Source organism: Myxococcales bacterium (assembly GCA_016706225.1).
Taxonomy (GTDB): Bacteria; Myxococcota_A; Polyangia; order Polyangiales; family Polyangiaceae; genus JADJKB01.
Map to the genome: position 1 here is coordinate 162940 of JADJKB010000012.1, position 24659 is coordinate 187598.

The 24659-nt window shown below is 66.7% G+C and carries 23 protein-coding genes; 10 read left to right on the top strand and 13 right to left on the bottom strand.

The genetic code is table 11. From position 1 onward, the window contains the following. Positions 1-2: 2 nt before the first annotated feature. Complete coding sequence (locus tag IPI67_20470; GenBank protein ID MBK7582559.1) at positions 3-950, bottom strand: hypothetical protein; 948 nt, start codon at positions 948-950, stop codon at positions 3-5. 185 nt (positions 951-1135) lie between these two features. Here IPI67_20470 and IPI67_20475 point away from each other — a divergent pair, with 185 nt between their 5' ends. Beyond that, on the top strand, positions 1136-2236 hold the full coding sequence (locus IPI67_20475; GenBank protein MBK7582560.1) for an alpha/beta hydrolase: 1101 nt from the start codon (positions 1136-1138) through the stop codon (positions 2234-2236). A 28-nt stretch (positions 2237-2264) separates the two neighbouring features. On the opposite strand, the gene IPI67_20480 is transcribed toward IPI67_20475, so the two are convergent. Then, a complete protein-coding gene (locus IPI67_20480; GenBank protein MBK7582561.1) occupies positions 2265-2534 on the bottom strand; it encodes a hypothetical protein in 270 nt (89 codons plus the stop codon). Between the two features lie 99 nt (positions 2535-2633). Here IPI67_20480 and IPI67_20485 point away from each other — a divergent pair, with 99 nt between their 5' ends. Then, on the top strand, positions 2634-3116 hold the full coding sequence (locus IPI67_20485) for a hypothetical protein (protein ID MBK7582562.1): 483 nt from the start codon (positions 2634-2636) through the stop codon (positions 3114-3116). A 53-nt stretch (positions 3117-3169) separates the two neighbouring features. Further along, positions 3170-3568 (top strand): peptide-methionine (R)-S-oxide reductase MsrB, encoded by a 399-nt coding sequence (gene msrB / locus IPI67_20490; protein MBK7582563.1) that lies wholly within the window; start codon positions 3170-3172, stop codon positions 3566-3568. A gap of 3 nt (positions 3569-3571) precedes the next feature. Here msrB and IPI67_20495 read toward each other — a convergent pair whose 3' ends face one another. From IPI67_20495 to IPI67_20505, 3 genes are all read right to left on the bottom strand, one after another. Continuing rightward, entirely contained in the window at positions 3572-4402 is an 831-nt protein-coding gene (locus tag IPI67_20495; GenBank protein MBK7582564.1) for a hypothetical protein, read from the bottom strand. Positions 4403-4538: 136 nt separating this feature from the next. Further along, a complete protein-coding gene (locus IPI67_20500; protein ID MBK7582565.1) occupies positions 4539-6626 on the bottom strand; it encodes a serine protein kinase in 2088 nt (695 codons plus the stop codon). A 103-nt stretch (positions 6627-6729) separates the two neighbouring features. Beyond that, positions 6730-7986: a hypothetical protein gene (locus IPI67_20505; GenBank protein MBK7582566.1), complete on the bottom strand. Its 1257-nt coding sequence runs from the start codon at positions 7984-7986 to the stop codon at positions 6730-6732. An 82-nt stretch (positions 7987-8068) separates the two neighbouring features. On the opposite strand from IPI67_20505, the gene ppk1 reads away from it, so the two are divergent. Then, positions 8069-10315, top strand: coding sequence for a polyphosphate kinase 1 (gene ppk1, locus IPI67_20510; GenBank protein ID MBK7582567.1), 2247 nt, complete (start codon positions 8069-8071; stop codon positions 10313-10315). Between the two features lie 4 nt (positions 10316-10319). Here the strand turns inward: ppk1 and IPI67_20515 are convergent, their stop codons facing one another. Next, the gene (locus tag IPI67_20515; protein MBK7582568.1) at positions 10320-10895 is read right to left on the bottom strand and encodes a hypothetical protein; all 576 of its coding nucleotides are present in this window, start codon (positions 10893-10895) and stop codon (positions 10320-10322) included. Positions 10896-10903: 8 nt separating this feature from the next. Further along, positions 10904-12148, bottom strand: coding sequence for a hypothetical protein (locus tag IPI67_20520; protein MBK7582569.1), 1245 nt, complete (start codon positions 12146-12148; stop codon positions 10904-10906). 282 nt (positions 12149-12430) lie between these two features. Here IPI67_20520 and IPI67_20525 point away from each other — a divergent pair, with 282 nt between their 5' ends. Together IPI67_20525 and IPI67_20530 are read left to right on the top strand one after the other, a co-directional pair. Next, positions 12431-13621 carry a molybdopterin molybdotransferase MoeA gene (locus IPI67_20525; protein ID MBK7582570.1) on the top strand — a complete coding sequence of 397 codons (1191 nt, stop codon included), beginning with the start codon at positions 12431-12433 and terminating at the stop codon, positions 13619-13621. Continuing rightward, positions 13621-14232 carry an NTP transferase domain-containing protein gene (locus IPI67_20530; protein MBK7582571.1) on the top strand — a complete coding sequence of 204 codons (612 nt, stop codon included), beginning with the start codon at positions 13621-13623 and terminating at the stop codon, positions 14230-14232. Before IPI67_20525 ends, IPI67_20530 begins: the two co-directional genes overlap by 1 nt. Here the strand turns inward: IPI67_20530 and IPI67_20535 are convergent. The 3 genes from IPI67_20535 to moaC are packed head-to-tail and all read right to left on the bottom strand — an operon-like array spanning position 14200 to position 16856. Then, positions 14200-15465 carry a serine/threonine-protein phosphatase gene (locus tag IPI67_20535; GenBank protein ID MBK7582572.1) on the bottom strand — a complete coding sequence of 422 codons (1266 nt, stop codon included), beginning with the start codon at positions 15463-15465 and terminating at the stop codon, positions 14200-14202. The two genes, IPI67_20530 and IPI67_20535, sit on opposite strands and share 33 nt — an antisense overlap. 57 nt (positions 15466-15522) lie before the next feature. Continuing rightward, positions 15523-15972: a molybdenum cofactor biosynthesis protein MoaE gene (locus IPI67_20540; GenBank protein ID MBK7582573.1), complete on the bottom strand. Its 450-nt coding sequence runs from the start codon at positions 15970-15972 to the stop codon at positions 15523-15525. Then, the gene (gene moaC / locus IPI67_20545) at positions 15969-16856 is read right to left on the bottom strand and encodes a cyclic pyranopterin monophosphate synthase MoaC (GenBank protein MBK7582574.1); all 888 of its coding nucleotides are present in this window, start codon (positions 16854-16856) and stop codon (positions 15969-15971) included. Before moaC ends, IPI67_20540 begins: the two co-directional genes overlap by 4 nt. A gap of 45 nt (positions 16857-16901) precedes the next feature. Between moaC and IPI67_20550 the strand changes: the two genes are divergently transcribed. Further along, positions 16902-18305 carry a DUF4403 family protein gene (locus IPI67_20550; protein MBK7582575.1) on the top strand — a complete coding sequence of 468 codons (1404 nt, stop codon included), beginning with the start codon at positions 16902-16904 and terminating at the stop codon, positions 18303-18305. A gap of 26 nt (positions 18306-18331) precedes the next feature. Beyond that, positions 18332-19354 carry a GTP 3',8-cyclase MoaA gene (gene moaA, locus IPI67_20555; GenBank protein ID MBK7582576.1) on the top strand — a complete coding sequence of 341 codons (1023 nt, stop codon included), beginning with the start codon at positions 18332-18334 and terminating at the stop codon, positions 19352-19354. Here moaA and IPI67_20560 read toward each other — a convergent pair. Together IPI67_20560 and IPI67_20565 are read right to left on the bottom strand one after the other, a co-directional pair. Continuing rightward, complete coding sequence (locus IPI67_20560; protein ID MBK7582577.1) at positions 19339-21201, bottom strand: hypothetical protein; 1863 nt, start codon at positions 21199-21201, stop codon at positions 19339-19341. The two genes, moaA and IPI67_20560, sit on opposite strands and share 16 nt — an antisense overlap. 24 nt (positions 21202-21225) lie before the next feature. After that, entirely contained in the window at positions 21226-21831 is a 606-nt protein-coding gene (locus tag IPI67_20565; protein MBK7582578.1) for an MBL fold metallo-hydrolase, read from the bottom strand. On the opposite strand from IPI67_20565, the gene IPI67_20570 reads away from it, so the two are divergent. Beyond that, complete coding sequence (locus IPI67_20570; GenBank protein MBK7582579.1) at positions 21817-22701, top strand: hypothetical protein; 885 nt, start codon at positions 21817-21819, stop codon at positions 22699-22701. The genes IPI67_20565 and IPI67_20570 overlap by 15 nt on opposite strands. A 3-nt stretch (positions 22702-22704) precedes the next feature. Here the strand turns inward: IPI67_20570 and IPI67_20575 are convergent, their stop codons facing one another. After that, the gene (locus IPI67_20575; protein MBK7582580.1) at positions 22705-23997 is read right to left on the bottom strand and encodes a hypothetical protein; all 1293 of its coding nucleotides are present in this window, start codon (positions 23995-23997) and stop codon (positions 22705-22707) included. A gap of 297 nt (positions 23998-24294) precedes the next feature. On the opposite strand from IPI67_20575, the gene IPI67_20580 reads away from it, so the two are divergent. Beyond that, positions 24295-24639, top strand: a complete 345-nt coding sequence (locus tag IPI67_20580; GenBank protein ID MBK7582581.1) for a polymer-forming cytoskeletal protein — start codon at positions 24295-24297, stop codon at positions 24637-24639. The last annotated feature ends 20 nt before the right edge of the window (positions 24640-24659 follow it).

A 24659-nucleotide genomic window follows, 5' to 3' on the forward strand; every position in this document is an offset into this window, starting at 1 on the left:
GCTCAGAGCCCGTAGTCCGCGCCCACTCCGAAGAAGAAGCCGCTGGTTCCGAAGCCTGCATCCAAGCGTGCAACGAAGCTCTTGCTGGGTTTGTAACGGAAGCCAGTCTGCAGCACGAGCCACGGGAAGATGATCGGTTTGCTGCCGCCGTTGGCCCAGCTCTTCTCTTTGTAGCCGTTGTAGTGATCGTTGTCGGTGCCGCAGAAGTCGCCTGTCGCCGGGTTGCCGGGCGCGGTGCACTTCTTCCAGTCGTAGGGATCCTGATTTGGATTGCCGTTCGGCGGATAGGCCTGAGTGCGCTCGAGATCGCCGAACACAAACCCGAAGCCAGCGCCCATGCCGTAGTTGACGGCGAACTGCGGGCCGAGATCCGAGCTCCAGAGGAAGTCCGTCGTCAGGTAGATGACGTTGAGATCGCTCTTGACGACCTCCCATGCGCTCGCGGGATCGGAGCTGGCCTTGAACGGCGTCTCGTCCATCTTGTAGCCGGCCCACCACAGGCCGAAGATGTACTCGAAGCCATCTTTACGGATCGCGAACTCCGGGCCGACCGCGTGCACGTAGACGGTCTTTCCACCGTCACCGAAGAGGTTGATCATGAACTTCGGAATGACGATGCCGCGGTAGCGAAGGCCCACGAAGCGATAGGTCTGGCCCGGCAACTCCACCGGGGAGTCGCCTTGCGGTGCGTCCGCGACGGGATCAACGGTTGCCGGTTTGGCTTCGGTTCCTGCCGCTGCGTTGGCAGGCGGAGCGTCGGCTGGGTTGACGTCCGCCTCGCCCGGTGTCGCGGCTGCGGGCGGTGCGGCCTCTGCCGCGCCCGGCGCAGCGCCCGCGGGCGGCGCGTCCCCCGAGGGCGGCGGTTCACCCTGTGCCAACACCGACGGTGCAATTGCCAGCACTGCCGAAGCCACCACCCACCCCAAACTCGGCGCTCGTGAGATCCGCATCCTCAAACCCTCCATTCTTGCGTGTCACACCCGTGCCACGACGGCGCGGATTGTGCCATGGCACAGCCCCCGACCGCAAAGCCTCGTTCTGACGCGGAAAATTGGTCGGATGCGGGCTCCGGGCCCCGGCGCCGTGGTATCTGCACGGGGCCAAGGCGTCACTCCTGGTCCCGCAAAGGGCTCGCATGATCCTCCACAGCCTGGTCGTCGAGCAGAACGTCGACATCGACGAGCGCGCGAGCTTCGTGAAGGAGCTGGTGCTGGCGCGTGGAGTGATGCCCATCGCGATGGTGCGCAAGCGCGCGCTCGCCCCGACGCCGAAGGGCGCAATCACCCGCCGAGATCCGAGCGAGGCCGCCGCCGAGACCCTCGCGCCGCTGCTCTTGATCCACGGCTACGGACAGAACCGCTACGCGTTCCATCTGCCGACGCGCAGCATGGTCAACTACCTGGCTCGAGCAGGCTACGACGTCTTCAACGTGGACCTGCGGGGCCGCGGGCGAAGTGGACACTTTGGAGCACGCCGCCCCCGCTCCGTGCTCGAGTTCATCCATGAGGACGTGCCCGCTGCGCTCGAAGAAATTCGGTCGCTCTCCGGGGACCGACCCGTGTTTCTGGTCGGACACTCGCTCGGTGGTGTCGTCAGTTATTGCGTGGCCGCCGACCAGCCAACTCGGGTCGCCGGCATCATCACGTTGGGATCGCCGTACCACTTCTCCGTTGGCTCCCGCTGGTTGGCCGGCTTGACGAGCGCGTTCTTGGCCCTCGATCAACGCATGAACCTCCCCAACTTCGTCGTGCCCGCGCGCGCCTACGGAAAATTCGTCCGTACTGCACGCCGGGTCGTGGAGAGCAGGCTGTACCCGCTCCCCTTCCGCGGCTTCCATCGCGGCGCCATCGAGCCCGAGGTGCTCGAGCAACACATGGCGCTCGCCATGGACCGCGGCAGCATCGCGACCATGCGTGCGATGTTCGGCTGGGCGCAGGAGGCCCGCGCGCGCAAGACGGGGGACGATGGCCTGTTTGGTTATGGCCGGCGCTTCGAGGGCCTCGACATGCCGCTGTTGGTGATAGCGGGGGCGTACGACGACCTCGCGCCGCCGGCGTCGGTCGAGCCGGCCTTCGCTCTCTCGAGCGCGCGCGACAAGAGCTACCGAGAGCTGCCGTTCGGCCACGTGGACATGTTGATCGGTCGCGAGGCTCCTCGACTGACCTGGCCCCTGCTCGAATCGTGGCTCGGCAAACGCGTGCGCGCCGGCCAGGCGCGGGCGGCCGCGATGGGTTGAGCAGAAAGCTCACGCTGACAGCAGCGACTCAGGCGTCGAGCTTCTTCTTCAGCCGCGCGACGTCCGATTCGAGGGTCTTGACCTGTCGTTTGAGATCCTTGACCTCGTCGGCCGTCGCGACCCGCATCATCTTTGCAAACCGCTCCGTTTGCTCCGAGGTGAAGTGCTCCACCTTCCCGGGAACCTGGACCACCGTCATCATGGCCTTCATGAACTGCTCGTTCTGCATGAGCTTCAGAATTCGCGGATCGCCGAGCAGCTGAAGCCCCTTCTTTTTCACATCGTCTTTGATGCTCATTCCGCCCTTTTAGCGTTTCTCGGGGGCCGAGGAGGCGGAATTTTGGCTGCCTCGTACTCGGCGTGGCGCAGCCGGGGGAACGCGGGTATTCTGGACCGCGTGCGCTGGGTTTTGCCGATTTTGACACTCGCACTCGGGGTCACGCTGGCGGGCTGCGAGGGCCACGTCCGCCGTGGCACGACCCTGTACGCGGACGGGCGCTACGTGGAGGCGGCCGAGGTCTTCGAGCGCACCGAGTATCGGCTCACTCAGTTCACCCCGCGGGAGCGCGCCGAGTACGGCGTGTATCGTGGAATGACCCTGCTGGTGCTCGGCGATCTGGCACACGCCCGCCGCTGGCTGACCTACGCCTACGAAGTCGAGAAGGTCGCCCCCGGGGCACTCCGCTCCGACCGCCGAGCCTTGCTCGACCGCGGTTGGTTCGAGCTCGGACAGCGCCTGCGGACCGAGCTCGAGAGAACGGCACGGGACGACGGCACAGCCCTGGCCGCCCGGCAGCCCCCATCAACCGCGCCTGCACCACCCAGAAACGACGCAGGCAACCGCCCACCCGGGGGCGCCCGCACCCTGGTCCCGCGCTGACGGGGACGGCGGTCTCGCGCCGAGGTTCCAAGACTTCGGGCAAGGAGCATCCCATGACAGGCCCCAAGGTCGAGAAAACCGACGCCCAGTGGCGAGCCGAGCTCGGCGAAGAGAAGTACCGAATCACCCGGCAGAAGGGCACCGAGCGAGCCTTCTCTGGAGAGTTCTACGACTGCAAAGAGCCAGGCACCTATGTCTGCGCCTGTTGTGGTGCCGAGCTCTTTGCTTCGGATACGAAGTACGAGTCGGGGAGTGGCTGGCCGAGCTTCTGGCAGCCGCTGTCGAGCGAGGCCATCGAAGAAGATTTCGACGTCAGCCACGGCATGCGGCGGGTCGAGGTGACATGTGCCCGCTGCGACGCCCATCTGGGCCACGTCTTCGAGGACGGACCCGACCCGACGGGGCTTCGTTACTGCATCAACAGCGCCTCACTCGGGCTCTCGCGCAAGTGAGGCTCAGCTCGTTCCCTTGACGCTCCCGAGCTTGGTCACGTTGAAATGAAACGAGCGGCTACCGTTGGCCACGGTGACCTGGATCGTGTCTTCGTCCACGCGCTCGAACGACAGGCTCAGTTGTTTCTTGCTTGGAGTCAGCAGCTTGTATGAGCCGGCTTGCGGGACCGGATCGATCCAGCGCATCTCGACGCCGTCGATGGTCATGTCCCACTCTCCCCGGGTGCTGCTCCAGGAGCGGGTACCGTCGACCTTGATGCCCTCCAAGAGGCCGCCGGCCAGCACGGTCTGGGTGCGGTCGCCCTCGCCGGTGACCTTGAAGTCATCGAGAACGCGCGTCCACGTCACGCTGTGAACGACGTGGCGGCTCTTGACCTGAAGGTCCCAGGTCACGTCCGCGGTGCCGTTCAGCTTGACGTTTCCATTCGAAAAGTCCGTCCACTCGTGGTGCACCAGGACCTGCGCATCCTCGTTCTTCTGCACGTTGATGCTGTGGCTGCCTTTGAAGGTGTGACCCTTGTACGTGCAGTTCCCCGGCTTGGCGCCGTAGTTGACGGTCAGCGTCGCGTCCGCCAGCGTGATGTCCGCGCACGGCATCTGCGTCGCCACGAAGGTCTGGATCTCCTGGGCGGCGTTCTGAACGGCCTGCCCGATGCTGAAATTCGTCGTGATTTCGACGGACGCCGCCTGCAGGCTCTCGGCCTGAGAGGAGAGGGTAGACTCTTCGACTGCCTGCTGGGCCTCGGCGAAGGTCAGTGAGTCACTGTCTTTGTTTTTCGGGCAGCCACTGAGAACTACCGTCAACACCAGACCCGCAAGCGCTCGATATCGCATGAACGAACCTCCTGACCACTGGAGTGTAGCAGTTGCCGTGCCAGCGCAGGCAGGCGTGGGCGCTCATCCGACATGTGCGCACGCCGGCTGACGGGCGCTGGGCGCGGGAGCTCTCGGCCCGCGCCCGATCCTCGCCTCAGCTCTTGGCGTCGCCGCGGGCAAAAATGCTGGCGACGTAGTTCAAGACGTCGGTGGCGCTGACCTCATTGTAGCCGAAGTAGCGCATGAGCCGACTCTTGATGATGTCGATCTTCTCCTGCGTCTCCTTGTCGACCACGGCGGAGACCAAGGTCTTCAGCTTGATGCTGTCCTTCTGGTCCTCGAACAGCTTCAGCTCCAGCGCGCGGCGCAGGCGATCGTTCGACTGCCAGTCGAACTTCTTGCCTTCGACCGCGCGGGCACCGATGTAGTTCATGATCTCCCGCCGGAAGTCGTCCTTGCGGTTATCGGGAACCTCGATCTTCTCCTCGATCGACCGCATCAAGCGCTCGTCCGGCTCCTCGTCCTGGCCGGTGTACTTGTTCTTCACCTTCTCTTTGAGCGCGTAGGCCTTGATGTTGTCGATGTAGTTCGCTGCCAGCTTCGAGATGGCCTCTTCGTCGGCGCTGATCGCCCGCTGGACCTCGTTCTTGACGATCTCTTCGTACTCGCGCTTGACCATGCCGATGGTCTCCCGAAAGCGCTTGCGCTGATCTTCGCTGGTGATGAGTGAGTGGTGGGTGAGGCCCTTCTCCAGCTCGTTGAGCACCATGAACGGGTTGATGGTGCCTTCGCCGGCTTCGCTCACCAGCGCGTTGGAGATCTTGTCCTGCACGTACCGCGGGCTGATGCCCTCCATGCCTTCCCGCTTGCTCTCTTTGCGCAGCTCCTTGACCGTGTCTTGCGTGTAACCCGGCAGCACCTTGCCGTCGTAGAGCTTCAGCTTCTGGATCAGCTGCAGGTTGTGTTTCTTCGGCTCTTCGAGCCGCGTGAGCACGGCCCACATGGCCGCCACTTCGAGCGTGTGAGGCGCGACGTGTTTGCCCCTGACCTTCTCCTGGTTGAAGTCCTTCTCGTAGATCTTGATCTCGTCGGACAGCTTGGTGATGTACGGGATGTCGATCTTGATCGTGCGGTCCCGGAACGCCTCCATCAGCTCGTTGCTCAGCAGACGTTTGTACTCGGCCTCGTTGGTGTGGCCGATGATGACCTCGTCGATGTCGGTCTGCGCGAACTTTTTGGGCTTGATGCGGTGCTCTTGTGAGGCGCCCAGGAGGTCGTAGAGGAACGCCACGTCCAGCTTGAGCACCTCGACGAACTCGACGATGCCGCGGTTTGCGATGTTGAACTCGCCGTCGAAGTTGAACGCACGGGGATCGCTGTCGGAGCCGTACTCGGCGATCTTGCGATAGTTGATGTCACCCGTGAGCTCCGTCGAGTCCTGGTTCTTCTCGTCTTTCGGCTGGAACGTTCCGATCCCGACGCGATCTTTCTCCGACAAGATCAGGCGCCGCACACGCACGTGGTTCTCCACGGCCTTGCCCCAGTCACCCTGGTACTTGTCCATCAAACCCTTGAAGATGAAGCGGCTGGCAGGGTCGAGCTCCCCCTCGACGCGGACTCGGTACTTGTCGTTCGACAGGTGGAGTTTGTCGATGGCTTTGTCGCGCCAATCGAGCGGGATCAGCTTGAGCGGCTCCTCGTGCATGGGAGAGTCGAAGGTATCGGTGCCTCCGCTGCTCAGCCCCGTGCCTTCGAGGTTGACCCAGCGGAACGTGTACAGCGCGCCCTCCGGAGTGGCGCAGTAGCGTTCCAGCCCCTTCTTGATGAGCCGCGCGATGGTGCTCTTGCTCGAGCCGACCGGGCCGTGAAGCAAGATGACACGCTTTTCCGGGCCGTAGTTCTCGCTGGCGGCCTTGAGCACGCTCATCAGTCTCATCACGGGGATGTCGAGACCGAAGATCGCGTCGCGCCCGCCGTCCGCCTCGTCCCGGAAGAAGTTGTAGCGGATCAGCTTCTTCTTGTTGTCGATGTACTCCTCGGTTCCGTAGGAGATCACCATGTCGTACACGCGCTGAAACGCATTGCGCGTGACGTGCGGGCGGTCGCGAACGATCGCGAGGTAGTCCTCGAAGCTGCCGTCCCAGGATAGGTCGCGATAGCGATCGTAGTCCTGCATCGCTGCGATGGTCGCCAGCATGCTTTTGTCGCCTTTGTCGCTCGCGGTGTAGCCAGAGTCGGTCATGGGTCCCTTTCGGTCACTCGACAGCCAGAGCATAACCCAGAAAACGCAGCGTCCGTCAGGCAGACGGCACGCTTGGCCCCGCAGCGCGAAAATGTCCGGCGTGTCAGGGCGTCGAGAACTTCGCGAGTGCGTCGAGCACGCTGCTGAATGCGGGTTTGGTGACGCCGGCGGCGGTTTTGAGTCCCATCGAGCAGTACGCGGCGATTGCTGCGGCGTTGCCCGGTGCGCCGAGCGCTCCAGCCTTGGCGCTGCAGCGCGCGGCATCGAGATCGTGAAGCCCGTTCACGCTGACGAATGGCAACCGCTCGCGGCGGGCGGCAAGCGCCTGGAAGAGCCCCTCGTAGAACGCGCGCTGTTGCTCGATGGCGCTGCCGTTCTCGAGCGCGCTCGGGTAGCCGACCTCCTGGAGCACGATCGGACGTGGCGTGCCGGCCTCTGCGTCGCCATCGGTGGGGCTGACCGCAGCAATCAGCTGGTCGAGGTCCTGAGCCGCGGTGCTTGGCGGCCGGACCTTGAAGGCTGCATCGAGCGGGTAGTAGGTCGCCACGACGACGTCGGAGTTTGCGAGCAGCTGGGTCACGTTCGAAGAGCCGCCCTTGACCAGAGCGTCCGCGCTGAAGGTCGCCCCAACGACCAGGTCCGGGGGACGCGCCGGATGTTTCCTGGCGTAGTCGATGCCGTGCTCGACCAGAGCGGTGAGATCAGCCGCGTTCTTGGCGGTCGCCAGCGAGAGGTAGCGATCGAGCTCGTCGCCGAAAGACAGCGCGTAGAGCTCGTCCCCGAAATTCGAGAACACTTCGTCCACCAAGGCCTCGATCGCGGCACGACTCACCGGGTCGTTCCAGTTCGCCGGGAGGTTGGCGGGACGCGCGTCGAGCGTGTGATCGACCAGCGCCAAGCACAACAAGAGCTGACGTCCGGAGGTCTTGAACAACTGCGAGCTGCCGGCGAGTTTCTTCCAAGCGCTCGTGGGGGAGTTCGGTCCGTCGAACAGTTGGTCCCAGCGCGCGACCATGCTGACGCCACGCGAGCCGAGCGCGATCACGTCGAGCGTGGCCGCCTTCTCATCGAGAGGCGAAGGCCCTGCGTCTCCGGAGGAGGGCGGGACCGGGACGATTCCAAGGCGAAGCGATGACAGGGCTGCGTCGGTGGGGGTCGCGTCGAGCATCGCATCCGTTGCGCCGTCATCGGGACCGGAGTCCGGCTTGCCCCCGTTTCCGCCGCTGCCGGAGCTCCCCCCGGAGTCCGGGTGCGAGGCGTGCACCTCCGGATTGCCACCATCGGAACACGCGAGAGCCAAACACAACCCGGCGAGAGCTGCGACGGCGAGCGAGCTGAGCTGCCTCGGATTCAGACCCATGCGATGCGCGAGCTTAGCGCGGATTTCGGGATGCTGCGCCGGGGTGAGGTAGGATGCGCGCCCTCTCCCCAAGACCGCCGACATGAGCCTGGACCTTCCTGCCCCGAGCCGACCTCCCACCTCTGTGCGGGGCGCCAAGCCGCTCGACGACCCGAGCTTGTTCATCAATCGTGAGCTGGCGTGGCTCGAGTTCAACGCGCGCGTGCTGGCCGAGGCTGCCGACGACCGTGTGCCGCTCTTCGAGCGCCTGAAGTTCCTCGCGATCTTCTCCAACAACCTGGACGAGTTCTTCATGGTCCGGGTGGCCGGGCTGCAAGCGCAGCTGTCGGGCCAGGTGGACGAGGTCCCGCCCGATGGCTTGACCGCGACGGAGCAGCTGGTCGCGATCAGCGCACGAGCGCACGAGCTGGTCGAGCAGAGTTATCGGATCTGGACCACCACCGTTCAACCGACGCTGCGCGAGATTGGCATTGCACTCGTTTCACCCGACGAGCTGGAAGCTGCAGATCGCGAGCAGCTGGACGAACACTTCAAGAAGGACATCTTTCCGGTCTTGACCCCGATCTTGGTGGACCCGGCCCACCCGTTCCCGCACGTGCGGAACAAGAGCATCAACGTCGGGTTCATGTTCGATAGCCCGGTGCGTGGCAGCGAGCCGAGCTTCGGGGTCGTGCAGGTGCCGATGCCGCTTCGGCGCCTGATTCGTGTGCCCCGCGCGGGCCTCCGGCGGGCCTACGTTGCGCTCGAGGATCTGATCCAGCGCCAGAGCGCCATGCTCTTTCCCCAGATGCGTGTGGTGGGGCAGTTCGCGTTCCGGGTCACGCGCAACTTCGACATCGAGCTCGATGAAGATGAAGCGGAAGACCTGCTGCTCACGCTGCAGGCGGAGCTGCGGCGTCGCGAGCGCGGACACGCGGTGCGTCTGAGTGTGAGCGGGGTCGGCTCGCCCGACGCGCTGCAGCTCTTGTGTCGCTCGCTCGAGGTCGATCCCGAACGCGACGTCTTTCACTGCGACGGGCCGCTGTACCTGGCCGACATGATGGAGATGGTCTCCGCCGACGAGCGCCGCGATCTTCGCGACGAGAGTTACTCGCCGGTGTACGTGCCGCCGCTGCGGGACAGCGACGATTTGTTCGAGACCATCCGCGAGCGGGACGTGCTCTTGCACCACCCCTACGAGTCATTCGAGGCGGTGGTCGATTTCGTGTCCCAAGCCGCGGAAGATCCGCAGGTTCTGGCGATCAAACAGACCCTCTACCGCACCGGTGGAGAATCCCCCATCGTGCGCGCGCTGCAGCGCGCCGCCGAGCTAGGCAAACAGGTCACGGCGGTGGTGGAGCTCAAGGCTCGCTTCGACGAGGCGAGCAACATGCAGTGGGCTCGGGCGCTGGAGCGCTCCGGCGTGAACGTCATGTACGGTCTGATGGGGCTCAAGACCCACGCCAAGGTGCTCTTGGTGGTGCGGAGGGAGAAGAACGGCCTGAGGCGCTACGTGCACCTGGCAACGGGGAACTACAACCAGCAGACGGCGAAGCTGTACACCGACCTGTCTCTGTTCACGGCGCGGGAGGACATTGGCGAGGACGCGACGGCGTTCTTCAATTTGCTCACCGGCTACAGCGCACCTCCGCGCTGGAACCAGTTCATCGTGGCGCCGCTGGGTTTTCACGAAGCGGTTCTCGGGCTCATCGCCCGAGAGACGGAGCACGCGCGCGCCGAGCGTCCAGCCAAGATCACCGCGAAGATGAACTCGCTGGTGGACGCCGACGTGATCACCGCGCTCTACGCGGCTTCACAGGCTGGCATCACGGTCGATCTGATGGTGCGCGGCATCTGCTGCCTCAGGCCGGGTGTGAAGGGGGTCAGCGAGAACATCAGAGTCCGGGCGGTCATCGACCGATTCCTCGAGCACTCGCGGATCTTCCACTTCAAGAACGGCGGCAACGACGAGGTCTTCCTGTCCAGCGCGGATTGGATGCCGCGTAACTTCCGACGCCGCGTCGAGGTCATGTTTCCGGTGCTCGACGAGGCCTTGAAACGCCGCATCGTGGACGAGATTCTGGCCACCGTGACCGGCGACAACGTCAAGGGGTGGAGCCTGCAAGCGAGCGGCGCGTACTTCCGACGTGAAGCCGAGAAGGACGAAAAGCCGCTGAGGAGCCAGTACCGTTTCATGGAATTCGCGCGGGAGCGCGCCCGGGACGGCGACAAGACCGTCTCCCGGCAGTTGGCGCCGGCGCCGGCGCCGGGTGCCCAGGCCGCGATGGAAAAACTCCGCAAGCGCGGCACGAAGAAAGGCCGGAAGAACAAGCGCCGCGTCGACGACTGAACGCTCAGGGAGTGCTGGGCGTGAGATCGAGGGGGTTCGACGGCGCGCCCTGATGCAGGCCGCCACTTCCAACCCAGTACAGGTACGCGGGGGCCGGGGCGTCATCCAGGTAGACGTCGACACGGAGTGTGGCCTCGGGCGTGGCTTCGAGGGTGAAGCCGTCGAAGTCGAGGCTGTTCTCGGCGACCATTCTCACACCCTTCTTGGTCCGCCAATCGAGGTAGTCCGCGCTCTCGAGCTCCTCCGGTTGAAAGTCCGTGAGCTCCGCGCCGGCGCCGACCGAGACGATGATGTCCCAGCGGCAAGGCAAGCCCGAGATAGCGGTGTCACACGCGGTGAAGACGTGCCATTTCCCGCCCGTCTCGTACTCCACGAAGGTGCCAGCGCCCTGCCCGGGCACGATGTCGGCCAGCGTCGCGCCGGTATCGATGCTGCTCTTCTGGACCTCACCCGGCTGCTCGGTGGGGTAACAATTCGGGCCCGCGCAACTGCCGTGCATTCCGTCATCGTACGTGCAAGCCGAAGTGGCGACGGAGAGCGACGCAACCGAACACAGGACGAGCAGCGAGCGATTCTTCATGACGGACCTCAGCGGCGACCGCCGCCCCTACCACGCCGCGAGGGCGCCGCGGGCGCGGGCTGCGACGAGGGTGCGGGAACGGGGGGTGGGGCTATCCGCGGTGATGGTGAACGCGCACCGTTCGATGGACGCGGTGCCGGGGGTGACGGATTGGCCGTGCGCGGCGAACGTGACGGCGGCGATGCGCCTGCCGCCGGGGGTTGACGCTGCGGTGCGCCGTATCGCGGGCGCGACGCCCCGGGCGGCGCTCCGCCGCGGTACGCGCGGCTCGGCCCGCCTTGCGCCGGACCGCGGGCCGCGGGATCAGGGGCACCCGGACCCGCTCGACGATACGAGCGCAGCGGTGTGTCGCTCGTACCCGGCAGCGTGCGTGAGCCTGGCCTGCCGCCGGGCACACGCCGCGCGTTGTTGTAGACGCGCCCGCCGGAGGCCACGATCTTTGCGTGGCGTTCGCTCGCCTTCTGCTTAGAGGCGGCGACGGCCTTGGGATGCGCGGGCGTGTGTTTCTTGGGCACCGCCTTGGCCGGGATGTGTGCGGCCTGAGCCGAGGGCCCCGCCCAACGCGGTGAACCTCGGTACGACGAGTAGCGGTGCGAGTGCGCGGCGATCTGCTGCACTTGATAGTGGTCGTGCACGACGTAGCCGTGCATGTGGGAGTGGTAGACGTAGGCGCTCGGGCAGAAGACCCACGGGGTGTAGTAACTGAAGCCGACCCCGACCGCGAAGCCGTTGAACCAGACGTAGTCGGGCGGCATCGGCGCCCAGCCGACGTAGTCCCAGCCCGGCTCTGCTACGCGCCAGGTCACCCAGGCGTTTGCGTAGCGACGACCGGGCACCCAGGCCCAGCCAACTCCGCTCACCCAAACCCAGCGCCCGTAGTGGAAGACCGCCCAGCCCCACGAGTAGTCGCTGACCCAGAGCCAACCCCCGTCGTCCGCGACGGCCCAGTGGCCCGAGGTCACATACGGCGCGAAGTCGGGACCCACGATGTGACGATGAGGGATCCAGACCCGACCATAGGTGGCATCGTCGCGCCAGGCACCGTTCGGCTCGAGCACCGTGTTGAAGTCCACCAGCGCGGCTGGATCCGTGTCGTCGTAGGGGACCATCTCGTCGCCCATCGCGCCCGAATCGTCCGCGGGTGCGTCATCCCACTGTGCCTGTGCGGATGCGATGCCGGGAACCGCCAGCAGCGCCACCAGCGTGATCAACACGTAACGAAGGGTCGTGCGGCTCAGCATCGGCTCAATCATGCGCTCCGGATCCTGCTCGAGCAACCTGCGTGCCTAGCTTGGACGGCCACGAACAGCAGGAGATTCTCTCGGCGTTCGCCCGAGCAGATCTCGGGTTTTGTCGCGATTTCCAGCCGTTCGCGGCCGGCCGGGAGGCAAGCGAGGAATTTTCGAGTGAGAACTGAGGGGCCGTTGCTGGCGCACCACACTCGGCCCTCGAACGACCCGGGCGGAAGCTCTGCGCCAAGCCGCGGATATCCGTACGGGGCAGCGACCGCGCGAGCGATGCTAGATTCCCGACCCGTGCTGTCCTTCGACGAAGCTCGCCACCGCGTGTTGCTGGGAGTGGCCCCGCTCGGGACAGAGACTGTTTCGCTACGGGACGCGCTCGGCCGCGTGCTCGCGGAGACGCTGCATGCGACAGCGCCGATGCCAGCCTTCGACTACAGCGCGATGGACGGCTACGCAGTGTTTGCCGCTGACTTCGTGGGCGCGGGTCCCTGGCAGCTGTCGATCGAAGGGGAGAGTCGTACGGGTCGCATCGCGCCGGCGTTCAGCGTCGGGACCGCGTGCCGGATCTTCACCGGCGCTCCGTTGCCGGCGGGCGCAGACAGCGTGGTGATGCAGGAGAACGTCGTCTGCGAGGGAGCGCACGCGCGTTTCGTCGAACGCCCCGTGGCCGGCGCCCACGTGCGGCGAGCGGGAGAAGATCTCGCACTCGGGAGCGAGGCGCTCGAGCAAGGCACGCGGCTCGGCCCTGCGCAGATCGGGCTCGCGGCGGCGCTCGATCGCCCAGTCTTGAGCGTGTTTCGCCGACCGCGCGTCAACATCCTGTGCACCGGTGACGAGCTGCGCGCGCCGGGTGAAAACGCGAGACCGGGTAGCATTCCCGAATCGAACGGTTACGCGCTGCGCGCTCACGTCACTGCTCTGGGCGGCGATGCCGTGCTCCTGCCCTACGTGGCCGACGAGCAAGCGGCGACCGAGCGCGCGGTGCGTGAAGGGCTCGCGTCATCGGATCTCTTGCTCACCGTTGGAGGCGTCAGCGTCGGTGACCACGATCTGGTGCGCCCGGCACTCGAGGCTGCCGGCGCTGCGCTCGACTTCTGGAAGGTGAAGATCCGCCCCGGCAAACCCCTGGTGTTCGGCAGCGCCGGGGCCACGCGGATCTTGGGGTTGCCCGGCAATCCCGTCTCGGCACAAGTGACCTTCACGCTGTTCGGGGCACCGCTGGTGCGCAAGCTCAGCGGTGACCGCCGACCGTTGCCCACGCTGCGTCGCGCTCGCCTCACGACCCCAGCCCCGCAGAAGCCGGGGCGGCTCAGCTTCGTGCGCGCAACGCTGGACGGCGATCGTGTGACCCTGCTCGGGAACCAAGCTTCCGGCGCTCCCACGAGCTTCGCTTGGGCCAATTGTCTGGTGTTGATCCCGGCGGAGTCATCGGGCTTCGAAGCGGGTGAAGAGGTCGACGTGCTCGCACTCGTGGACGTGTGATGAAGCGGCCGCTGGTCGGGATCTTCGTCGGAGGTAGAGGCACACGGATGGGGGGTGTGGCCAAGGGGCTGCTCCTGGCACCGGACCACGATGAGACCCTGGTCGCGCGGCTGGTGCGCGTCGCACACGAAGCCCTCGCCGATCCCGAGCTGGTCTTGGTTGGTGCCGCAGCCGGGTATCAGGAATTGGGCCTGGAGAGCCTGCCCGACGAGCCTGCGGGGATCGGGCCGATCGGTGGACTGTCGGCGCTGCTCGCCGAAGCGCAGCGGCGGGAAGCCCCCTTCGCGCTCGCGCTGGCCTGCGACCTGCCGTATGTGACCGCGTCGCTGCTCACGCGCTTGGCCAGCACCGCACCCGACGCGCTCGCAGTTGCTGCGCGGCAGGGTGAGGGCTGGCAGCCTCTGTGTGCGCGCTTCGAGCCGATGTCAGCGCTCGCCGTGACCCGCGGGCTGATCGCTGACGGCTCACACTCGCTGCAGCAGGTCGTGGTGACTCTGAAGCCCGCCGAGCTCGCCCTGGAACCGGACGACGACCTCCGCGATTGGGACGAACCCTCGGACCTTCCGGGGGACGAACCGTCAGGCCCGCTCCGGCGGACTGGGCATGAGTGATGGCATGGGTGTCGGTGGCAGCCCCTGGGCGGCACCGCGCGCGACGTGCTTGGCGATGCGGCGGTAGAGCTCCGCGCCGAGCGCCGTATCGCGACCCGTGACCTCTTCGAAATCGTGACCTCGCCAGCGCAGCAGTCGGGCCGGCTCCTCGACCACGGGCAGCTCGCCATCGACCCAGACTCCGACCAGCGACTCGGCGAAGAGCAGCGCGCCGGTGCCCACACGCCGCCCGCCCAGGACCTTCACGATGCCATCGAGCACGATGTACGCCGAAAGATCGTTGGTGACGACCCGCGGCACGATGGCCCCCGCGTCGAGCTCGATCTCGACCGCCGCCGCCAGCGCCTGCAGCACGAGTGGGCGCTTCAAGTCGGTCAAGAGCGCGCTCGAGCAGACCTTCTCCAGATCGTGAGCCGAGAGACCGCGGTCGGCGTCGCTGCGCTGGACGCGGCGCTCGCCAATCTCGACGACCACGGCCGTCGAGTTGTCGCGCCCGCGACGGGTCGCGGCGTCGACCAGCGCGCGAGCGGCCTCGGTCACGCTGCCAACCCGCAAGAGCTTCGCCAGCGCCGTCTCATCGCCGATCGGATCGTGCACCCCGTCGGACGACAGGAGCAGACGATTGCCCGGTGCCAGATCCACGAACAGCGTGTCGACCTGCACGTTCTCGGCCAGCCCCAGGCCGTTGACCAGGCGATCGAACATCGGATTGCGCTGGTAGGGGCGCACCGTGCCCTCGGCCTTGAGTGTCTCGCCGTGGGCGTGGTCCTGCGTCAGCTGCAGCATCGCGGTATCCCGCGCGAGATACACACGCCCGTCGCCCGCGTGGGCAATGAAAGCGTGATCGCGCGCCAGCCAGATCACGTCCAGCGTCGTGGCCATGCCGACCAGGTGTGGCTCATGTTTGGTCTGCTCGACGATCGCCTCGTTGGCGCGAGCAAAAGCGCCTCGCAGGGTCTCGAACACCTGGCGCCGCAACGTGCGGTCCGGCGCCTCTGCGTACGCATTGATGGTCGCCCTGGCGGCCGGCGCTTCGAGCGCGAGCTTGACCTGAGCCAGCGCAAGCTCCGCGGCCACCTCGCCGCCGACGTGCCCACCCACTCCATCCGCGACGGCAAACAGACCCAGCTCGGGTGCGAGCAGGAAGCGATCTTCCAGCGTCTTCCTCTTACCGATTTCGGTCACCACCGCGGACGCAGTGATGAAGTCGAAACCGGGCACCTCGTGGCTCACGCTCGCAAGATACCCCGAGTTCGTCGCCGGCCCACCCGAGGAAATGTCCGGGCAGCGTCAATGCTCGTGATCTTCGTGACCGCTGCAGCGTGCGTCACGGAAGCCGACCCAGTGAGGCCCGTCCGGCCCGTGCTCGCGCTTCCAGATGGGGACGCGTTCCTTGATCCGGTCAATCAGCAGGCGGCAGGCGCGAAACGCCTCGCCCCGGTGCGGCGCGCTGGCCGCGCAGATGACGGCGATGTCGCCGACCTCGAGGCGGCCGGTCCGATGCAAGACCGCCAGCCGCGCACCGGGGATCTCGCCCGCTATCTCGTCGCCGATCGCGGTCATTTCTTTGACCGCCATACCTGCATACGCCTCGTACTCGAGCAGCGTCACTCGCTGGCCGTCGTTCTCGTCACGCACGGTGCCGATGAACAGCGCCGTGCCGCCGGCCGATGGATGCTGAACGGCGCGTGTGACCTCGTCGACGGACAGCGCCTCGCCCCGTAGAGCAAACAGGCTCATCGCTCGAAATCTCCGGAGCGGCCGCCTGACTTGGAGAGTAATCGGGTTGGTCCCAAGGACATGCCCCGGTCGTAGGACTTCAGCATGTCGTAGACGGTGAGCGCCGCGACGGATGCGGCGCACAGCGCTTCCATCTCGACGCCCGTGCGGTCGAGCGTCGAAACACTGGCGGTGACGCGCACGCGCTGCTCCTCGGGGAGCAAGTCGAGCTCGAGGCTCACCTGCGTGATGGCAATGGAGTGACAGAGCGGAATCAGCTCGGAGGTGCGCTTGGCCGCCATGATGCCGGCCAGGCGCGCCGTGGCGAGCACGTCGCCCTTGGCGGCGGTCGCGTGCTCGAGTCGTGAGAAGGCCTCGCCACCCATGCTGACGAAGCTCTCAGCGACCGCCTTGCGCAGCGTCGGAGTCTTCTGCCCGACGTCGACCATGCGCACACCGCCGGCGGGCGACAGGTGGGTCGAGAGCGCGCTCTGGCCGACGATTTCAGCGTAAACCGCCTCGATGCGCTCGGGGCGCGCGTGGTTCGTCACCTTGGCGAGTGCGTAGCGATCGAGCGCGGAGAGGCTGACCCATACCGCCTCGCTGACGGGGCGACTGACACCGAACGTCGTCACGACGCTGGCGGGTGGCCCGTCGGCTGGGGGCTCCGGGAGTGGGGCAGTGGGCTCGGGTGTGGGGCTCGACTCGTTGGCCAGCTCTGCCACCCGAGTTGCATCGACCACCGGCTCCGAGCCCAGCTCCACAATCTCGCGACGAGCGGTGACCGGCAGGCTGAGCCAACTCGACCGCGACAAGCGCAGCCCAGCGATATCGAGCGCACGGCGGGCCGCCATTGGCAGCAATACGAGCCCGTCGTCGACCTCGTCGAAACCGTACACCTTCACGGGCGCGAGCGTACCACAGGGGTGGCGTGACATACTTCGCCCTCGATGTTCCGTTGCGCTCCCGTGCGACTGGCCGTGGCCTCGGCCGTTCTGGCCGGACTGGCGACCAGTTGCGCGCGTTCGCCGGCACGCGACCTGGACTCCGGTGCCCTCAGCGAATCGGAACAATGTTCGCAGCGTGTCGACGCCACACCCTTCACGGCCGCGCCGCCGCCTGCGCTGCCGGCGCAGCGCTCGCGCATCGGCGTGGACGTGCGCGCCGAGCTGTCTGCGCTGGAACGCGAGCTGGGCCGGGCCGTGCCGGTGACCCTCGCGAGTGAACAACGGCGGCCCGTCGGCGCGCCCGGCGAGGTCAGCTACGTCGTGCGGCGGGGTCGCTTCGGGCTCTCGCTCGGCCCGGACCGACTGCTCGTGAACGTCCCCGTCGAGGTCGAGGTGGAGATCTGTAAACCCCTTGGGCCGTTTTGCCCGACCTACGGCCGCTGCAGCCCGCGGCTCGCCGCGGTCGCGAGTGTGCCTCTCTATTTCGACGAGAACTACGCCGTGGGCAGGAGCCGCGTCGGCATCTCGCTTCAGCGTTCGTGCGTCATCGCCGGCATCGATGCGGCTCCGCAGATCAAGAGTCAGGCGGCTCGCGAGATCGGCAACGTGCAACGGCGCATCGACGCATCGATGCCGGATCTTCGTGGCAGTGTCGCCGGCGTGTGGGAGCTCTTGCATCACCCCATCGCGCTCGGCAGAAGCACTTGTTTGCTCATCACGCCAGACCGCATCACCCAGAGCCGACCGAAGCTGAGCAAACGCACGCTCGAGTCTCAGCTCGGCGCCGAGGGCACGCTGAGAATCCAGGATCCCTGTGAGGCGAACGGCAGCGTGAAGCCCGCCCCGTTGCCACCCCTCACCACCCGCGAGGACACCACGCGGGGCATCGAGCTGCGCGTGCCGATCCGTGCGAGCTGGGGCGACGTGTCTGCCGGGCTCACACGCTCGATCGCGAATCGCGGCGCAAGAGGCAGCCAGATCTGGGCCACCAAGATCGACGCAAGCGCCGTCAGCGTCGACGGGAAGCCTGCAGTCCTCTTGCGCACCACCGTCGCCGGGCGTGCTTGTGGTGACCTCTGGTTCTTGGCCGAGCCGTGGTTCGATTCGAAGACGGGTCGCGTGCGGCTGCGGAACCTCCGGGCGGCACCCGGCACTGCCCAGGGAACCACGGTCTCGGCGCTGGCAAGGAGCATCGAGGAGCACGCCTCGGTGGCGCTGCCGGTGGACATCAGCGCCGGTCCCGCTTCGCTCGGTGCCCTGGTCCAAGGCTTCGGGACGGGCTTGCCCGAGGGTGTCGCGATCGAGAGTGAGATGGCCAAAGCCACGGTCGAACGCGTACATCCGGAAGCGGAGGGCCTGGTGGCCCTGGCAGTCTTTGCGGGTAGCACCACGCTTCGGGTGCAGTGAAAGCCAGTCGTGATAATGCTCCGGCGATGGCGCCGGAGTCCGCTTCCCCTCTCGTCGATGCGCGCGGTCGCCCGCTGACGGATCTGCGCTTGAGCGTGACGGACCGCTGCAACTTTCGCTGTCGTTATTGCATGCCGAAGGAGCACTTCGGGCGGGGCTTCAAGTTCCTTCCGCGCTCGGAGATCCTGAGCTTCGAGGAGCTCACCCGCGTCGCGCGAGCGTTCGTGACGCTCGGCGTGAAGAAACTCCGTCTGACCGGCGGCGAACCGCTGCTGCGCTCCGACTTGCCCGAGCTCATTCGACAACTCTCCGGCATCGGCGACGTCGATCTGGCGCTGACCACCAATGGCGCGTTGCTCGCCGAGCGAGCCGACGACCTCGCCGCCGCCGGCCTTCGGCGTGTCACGGTGAGCCTCGACTCGCTCGACGAGCCGACCTTTCGGGCCATGACCGACACGGAGTTTTCACCGAGCACGGTGCTCGCCGGAATCGACGCGGCAGCGCGCGCGGGCCTCGGGCCGATCAAGATCAACGCGGTGATCCGCCGCGGTCAGAACGACGGCGAAATCGTGGCGCTGGCCCGCCACTTCAAGGGCAGCGGCCACATCGTGCGTTTCATCGAGTACATGGACGTCGGGGCCACCAATGGCTGGGCCATGGACCAGGTCGTCAGTGGTCGCGAGATCGTCGAGCTCATCTCGCGCGATTTGCCCCTCGAGCCAGCAAGCCCCAGCCAGCCCGGCGAGGTCGCCAAGCGCTGGCGATACGTGGACGGAGACGGTGAGATTGGGGTGATCACCAGCGTGACGCAGCCGTTCTGTGGGGCCTGTTCCCGGGCTCGGCTCAGCGCAAAAGGCACCGTCTATACCTGTTTGTTCGCGACCACCGGCACGGATCTGCGCGGGCCGTTGCGCAGTGGCTGCGACGACGCTGCGCTCGCGGAGCACATCCGCGGGGTCTGGGCCGCGAGGACCGACCGCTACTCGGAGCTTCGCTCGGAGAGCTCCCGCGCCGTTCGACGCATCGAGATGAGCTACATCGGCGGCTGAGCCGCGCCGAGCTCACACCGCAGCGACTGAGCGGACACGGCGCGGTCCTTCCAGACGAACTGGACCCGCAGGCGTTTTTGGTCTGCGCCGTCCGCACGACCGACGAGCGCGAGCTCGCACGTGCGCCCCTCGGCGCCGAGGCCGCTGCAACGTCCGGTGGGCGGGACACCCGCTCGCCCGAACAGGTCAATGCCGACGGACAAACTCTGGCCGGCTCGCCCCTCGGTCAGCATTGCACAGCTCGACCCCGGCGCGGGCTCGATGCCGGGCGCGTCCGAGAGCAGCCGCAGCACCGCCGGGCCGTTCTCGAACGGCAGGCTCGGGTCACGGCGCTTCCAGACCTTCCAGCGCTCGCCGTCGCGAGCGAGCTCGAAGCCATCGGGATACAGCGGGAGCGCGCCGGGATCACCGCCCGTGATCACGTACTCGAACCAGTCGAGATCGGGGACCGGACGCACCATCATCGGAAACCACTCCCAGCGGGGCGGGACCTCCGGCGGTCGATTGTCCGCCTTGAACGTGAATGGCGACTGCGGGTACTCGGCGAACGAAAACATGACCGCGCCCCCGCGCGCCGCCTGATACATGGCCGCAGCGTGCAGGTACGGGCTCCCGCGAACGAAGCGCGAATCTCGCTCCCAGACCAGACCCACCACCCGCCGACCCTTGGGCAGGCTCTCGATGGCGGCGTACAGCTCGCGTCCCTCCTCGCGGTGAGCGCGGACGAACGCGACTCCCACCTCGCGAAACAAAACCAGGCTGAGCACACACACCGCGGCATAGATCGGCAGCGCGAACTTCCGGCGTGGCTGTTCGACGGCGAGCAGAATGAACAGGCTGCCGATGATGGGAAAACGCGCGTTGATCGGCCAGACCCAGGCGTAGGACGCCGGGAGCACGAAATAACAGACGAGCGCGAGGGGGCCGAGCAGGGCCAGCCGGAGCGCCAGGTCGCGGGTTGATGGGCCTGCGCTCTTTTCGGGCGCCTCGCGCTCTACCACCCGCTCACTCGACCAGAGCGCGGCCACGAACAGGATCACCCACACCGCCAGCAGGGTCTCGTCGACGCGGGATCGCAGCACATCGAACAACCAGGTCCCGAGCTCGGCGACCGAACGGCGGAACGGGTGGTACTCGGGGCGAGCTTCCCCTTCGGCGGCGCCCATGCCCAGCAACGTCTTCGCTGCGGGGCTCGTGCGCAACCAGCCGCCGACGGCCAAGAGCGCGGGGATGAGCGGCGTCAACCGGAGCGCCATGGCTCGAAGGTCGCGCCCGGCGCTGACAAGAACCACGCCGAGCACCAGGAAACCAAATGGCACGACGTGGGTGTAGAAGGTGAAGACCGCCAGACCCGCCAGCCACAGTGCACGGTTCACGTCCCAGCGGAGTCGGAGCCCAACCGCGACGGCGAGCGCCGCGAAGGTGATGGGGATCGCGGCGACGAAGTTCACGAAACCGAGCATCAAATGGGCGTTCCAGGCCAGCGGTAGCGCGAAGAGCGCGACGCGAAAATCTCGCCCCAACGCCAGGAGCAACGCGCGCACGGAGTAGGGCAGACCCACGATTGCCGCGGTGATCACCAGTTTGTTCGCGACGAAGATGCCGAACGGGTAGGCCAAACAATGCGTGAGCACGTAGTACGTGAGGTACTGCGTGCGGCCGAGGTGAAGCTCGAAGTACTGCGAGAATCCGAAGTCAGCGTTGCCGTGGTCGTGCAGCACGCGGATCGCCGCCAGGTGCTGCGGCAGATCTTGAATCGGCGGATGCGGAACCACCCACACGGGCACCGCGGCGGCGATGGCCAGCGCCGCGAACACGAGCTCCCAGACGAACGTCTCTCGCTTCAAGCGCGGACCTCGTGGCGGTGCACGTCAGGCCACCACGGAAGCGGCGAGCTCCCGGAGCGCCCGGTGCCCATCGCGAAAGATCGGCCAGCCGTCCCCGACCAGAACGGCCTCCAGCTGGGTGTGGTCGAGCAGCCCTCGCAGCGACTCGAGGGCGTGAGCGCGATTTCCCAGCTTGGCATCCGGCAGCAAGCACAGGGAGCCCGCCTGATGCGCGCGCACCAGATCCCCGGTCACCAGGCTGTGCTCACCGATCAAGAGCGCGAGCTCCCCCGGGGTCTTCGAACCGTGCAGCTCGAGCACCTTCATTCCGGGTACGGGCTCGTCCCCCGCGACGAGCCAGCGCCCGCACGGAATCGGGAACTTCTCCCGCTCGGCCCCGGGCCCGGCGATCTCGGCATTGGTCAGCTCCGCGACCGCGAGCGCCTCCCTCACGTGGTCCGAGTTGGTGACGATGATCAGCGCCGCCCCGCCCAGCTCCAGCAAATGTGCGCGATCATGGGCCGAGAGCGGGAGTGGATCGACGACCACGTTCCCAGCGGGGCGCACCCAGAGCAGACTGTTGAAGTCGATGTTGCGCGCCTCGTCGAAACACGACCACGAAAAGAGATCTGGACGGTGAAGCTTCTTCATCGACGAGTCCGGGGTATCGCAGGGCATGGCACGGGTCAACGTGCGCGGGCCGCACCACTCGGGCTTCTGCTCTCGTGTTTGGCCACCGGCGCGTGTCGGAGCGCTGGCACTCCGGAGCCGCGACCGGTTTCTTCGCCGCTCTCGGCAAAACCGTTCGAGTCTTCGCCGAGCTCGGCGGAGGCCCCAGCGCTGACACGAACGTTGCCGGTGCCGGGTTTCGGCCCCGCCGTCGTGTCCCTACCCACGGCGCCCGGCCGTTTTCCCGTAGTCCTGGTCGCGCACGGCGCCGGCGACAAACCCGAGTGGCAATGTGAGTGGTGGTCTCGGGTGCTCGGAGCGCGCGCGGTCATCGCATGTCTGCGCGGCTCGGCCATGTACCCGCGCAGACCCGATTCCGGCTTCTACTTTCGCAACCACTACGCACTCGAGCGGGAGCTCTTGGCGCTGCTACCGGCACTGCGAAGCGCGCACGGCGATCAGGTTCGCGAAGGCCCCGCGCTCTTCGTGGGGTTCTCCCAGGGAGCCATCATGGGGGCGCTGGTGATCCCAGCGCATCCCGAGCTCTTCTCCGGCGCCATCCTGATCGAAGGCGGGTACGACGAGTGGAACGTCGCCGCCGCTCGCAAGCTCGCCAAACGACCGGGCGTACGTGTGCTGTTGGCGTGTGGACAGAGCTATTGCCGCGACCGCGCGCGCGGCGCCATGCACTGGCTCAGAAAGGGTGGAGTCGCGGCGCGGCTCGCGTTTGCCCCGCGGGCCGGCCACACCTACACAGGCGAGGTCGGCGAGCGTGTGCGCGCCGACCTCGAGTGGGTCATCGCCGAGGACGGGCGCTGGCAGTCGGCCGCGCCCGTGCCAACCGGTGAATGACGCTCAGCGCTTCACGGTGGCGACGTTGACGCGACCGGCCTTGGCCGTCTCGCTGCCGCTCGCGGTCTTGTAGAGCTCATCCAGAGCCACGGACGCTCCGAAGAAGAAGCGCGCCTCCGGACTGTAGAGGATGTTGCGCCGCTCGCTGTCGGGACCGAGCTGTGGTGACAGGTTCTCGTACGCGAGCGCCACGCCGAATTCCTTGGTGACGTCGACGCTGAGCTCCGTCGTGAACAGTGTGTTCACACCGAACCGCTTCGGCTCTTGCACCCGATCCGGCGTCACACAGCCGGTGGCGACGAAACAGACCTGCTGGTCGTCGGCGAACTTGTACTTCCAGAACATGCTCCAGCCCAGGCCCGTGGTGAGCGCGACGCGCTCGTGGATCTGAACGGCAGCCTCGAAGCTGATCGGTACGGTGTGCTCGGCGAACGCGCCAGCGCTGAGCTGGTCGGTCGAAACCGCGCGGCCGTCCGGGCTCATGCGCACACGGTCCAACTCCGAGTTGGTGGGGGTCGTCGCGCGAGTGAACCAGTGCGAGTAGCCCACGGTGACGGAGCCGCTGGCCATCGGAAAGAACTCCTGATCGCCGCCGGCAAGGGGGATCTGCTGGCCCACGCCGACGCTGGCACCCAGGTTGAAGTAGCGACCGTTGTTGGCGCTCACCTTCGAGGTTGGAAAATCGATGGTCGGGGCGCGCAGGCGAAAATCCGTCTTGTAGTCGCCGTCTTTTGCGAGCTCGAGCCCGTACGCTCCTTGCACGCGGAAGTCGGTGAAGGACCACTCGCCACGCTTGGTCGTGGAGTCACTGTTGGTGAACTCCTTGTACGCGCCCAGATCGGCACGGACGCTGAACGTGTGCGGGCCGTCGTCCACGAGGTACCAGCGAGGCCGCAGGTTGAAGCTCATCTCGTAGTTCGGGTTGCGGGACTGGATGTCCTGCCCGATGCCGACGGTCTCGGTCGACACGCCATGACCCCAGACGAAGCTGGTGCCACGCCACTTGAGCTTCTCGGGCGCCTTGGTCGCATCGGCAGGTTTGCCGGGCTTCTTGCCGCTGTCGGCCTGCGGAGCGGTGCTCGCACCGAACGAGAGCCCCGCCGCGGGCGCGGGTGCGGGGGCCGGCTCGGCCGCGGGGGGCGGCGTTGCGGGCGGCGGCTCGGCGGGCGGAGGGGTGTCGGCCGGCGGCGGCTCCGGGGGAGGCGGCTCCGGATCGTCACCCTGAGCAAAGCTCGTGTTAGCGAACAGGAAAGTGGCAGCTGCAATCGCGGCCCAGCCCAAGCTCTCGCGCTTCATGATTCTCCCTGAGCTCGTGTTCGAAATGAGACCCCTCGGCCGTTAGGCCGAGCCCGCCTCGGGAGCGGAGGGCTCCCATGGAGGTACACGGGTGTCAACGGGACACCGGTCGTGAGCCATAAGCAGGATCCGGGCCGCCGGCGGATACTGACAAAAACTCGCAAGATCGACCGAATTGTCGCGCCCCAGGCCCACGCGTCACCCGCCGAACGCCGTGGCCGTTAGCAAGCGGACGCGTCGCCCCGAGCGATCGACCGCGCCGGACGGGCGTGACCCCGGCTAGGATGCGCCGCTCGCATGGACCCCATCCTCCCCGCCACCGAGATCACCGCGCTGCTGGGGCGCGGAACTCACTTCGAGGGCAAGCTCGCGTTCGAGGGGAGGGTGCGCATCGACGGCAGCTTCAAGGGGGAGATCAAGAGTGCTGATGTGCTGGTCATCGGTGAGGGCGCCGAGATCGAGGCCGAAATCGAGGCCGGCACCGTGATCATCAAGGGTGGGAGCGTCACCGGCAACGTGCGAGCGAGCCACTCGATCGAGCTGTACGTGCCCGCACGCGTCACCGGCAACCTGCACGCACCCGAGATCTTCATGGACAAGGGTGTGCAGTTCTCGGGCAACTGCACGATGGCGCCGCTCTGAAGCTCGCCCGCGGCTCACGC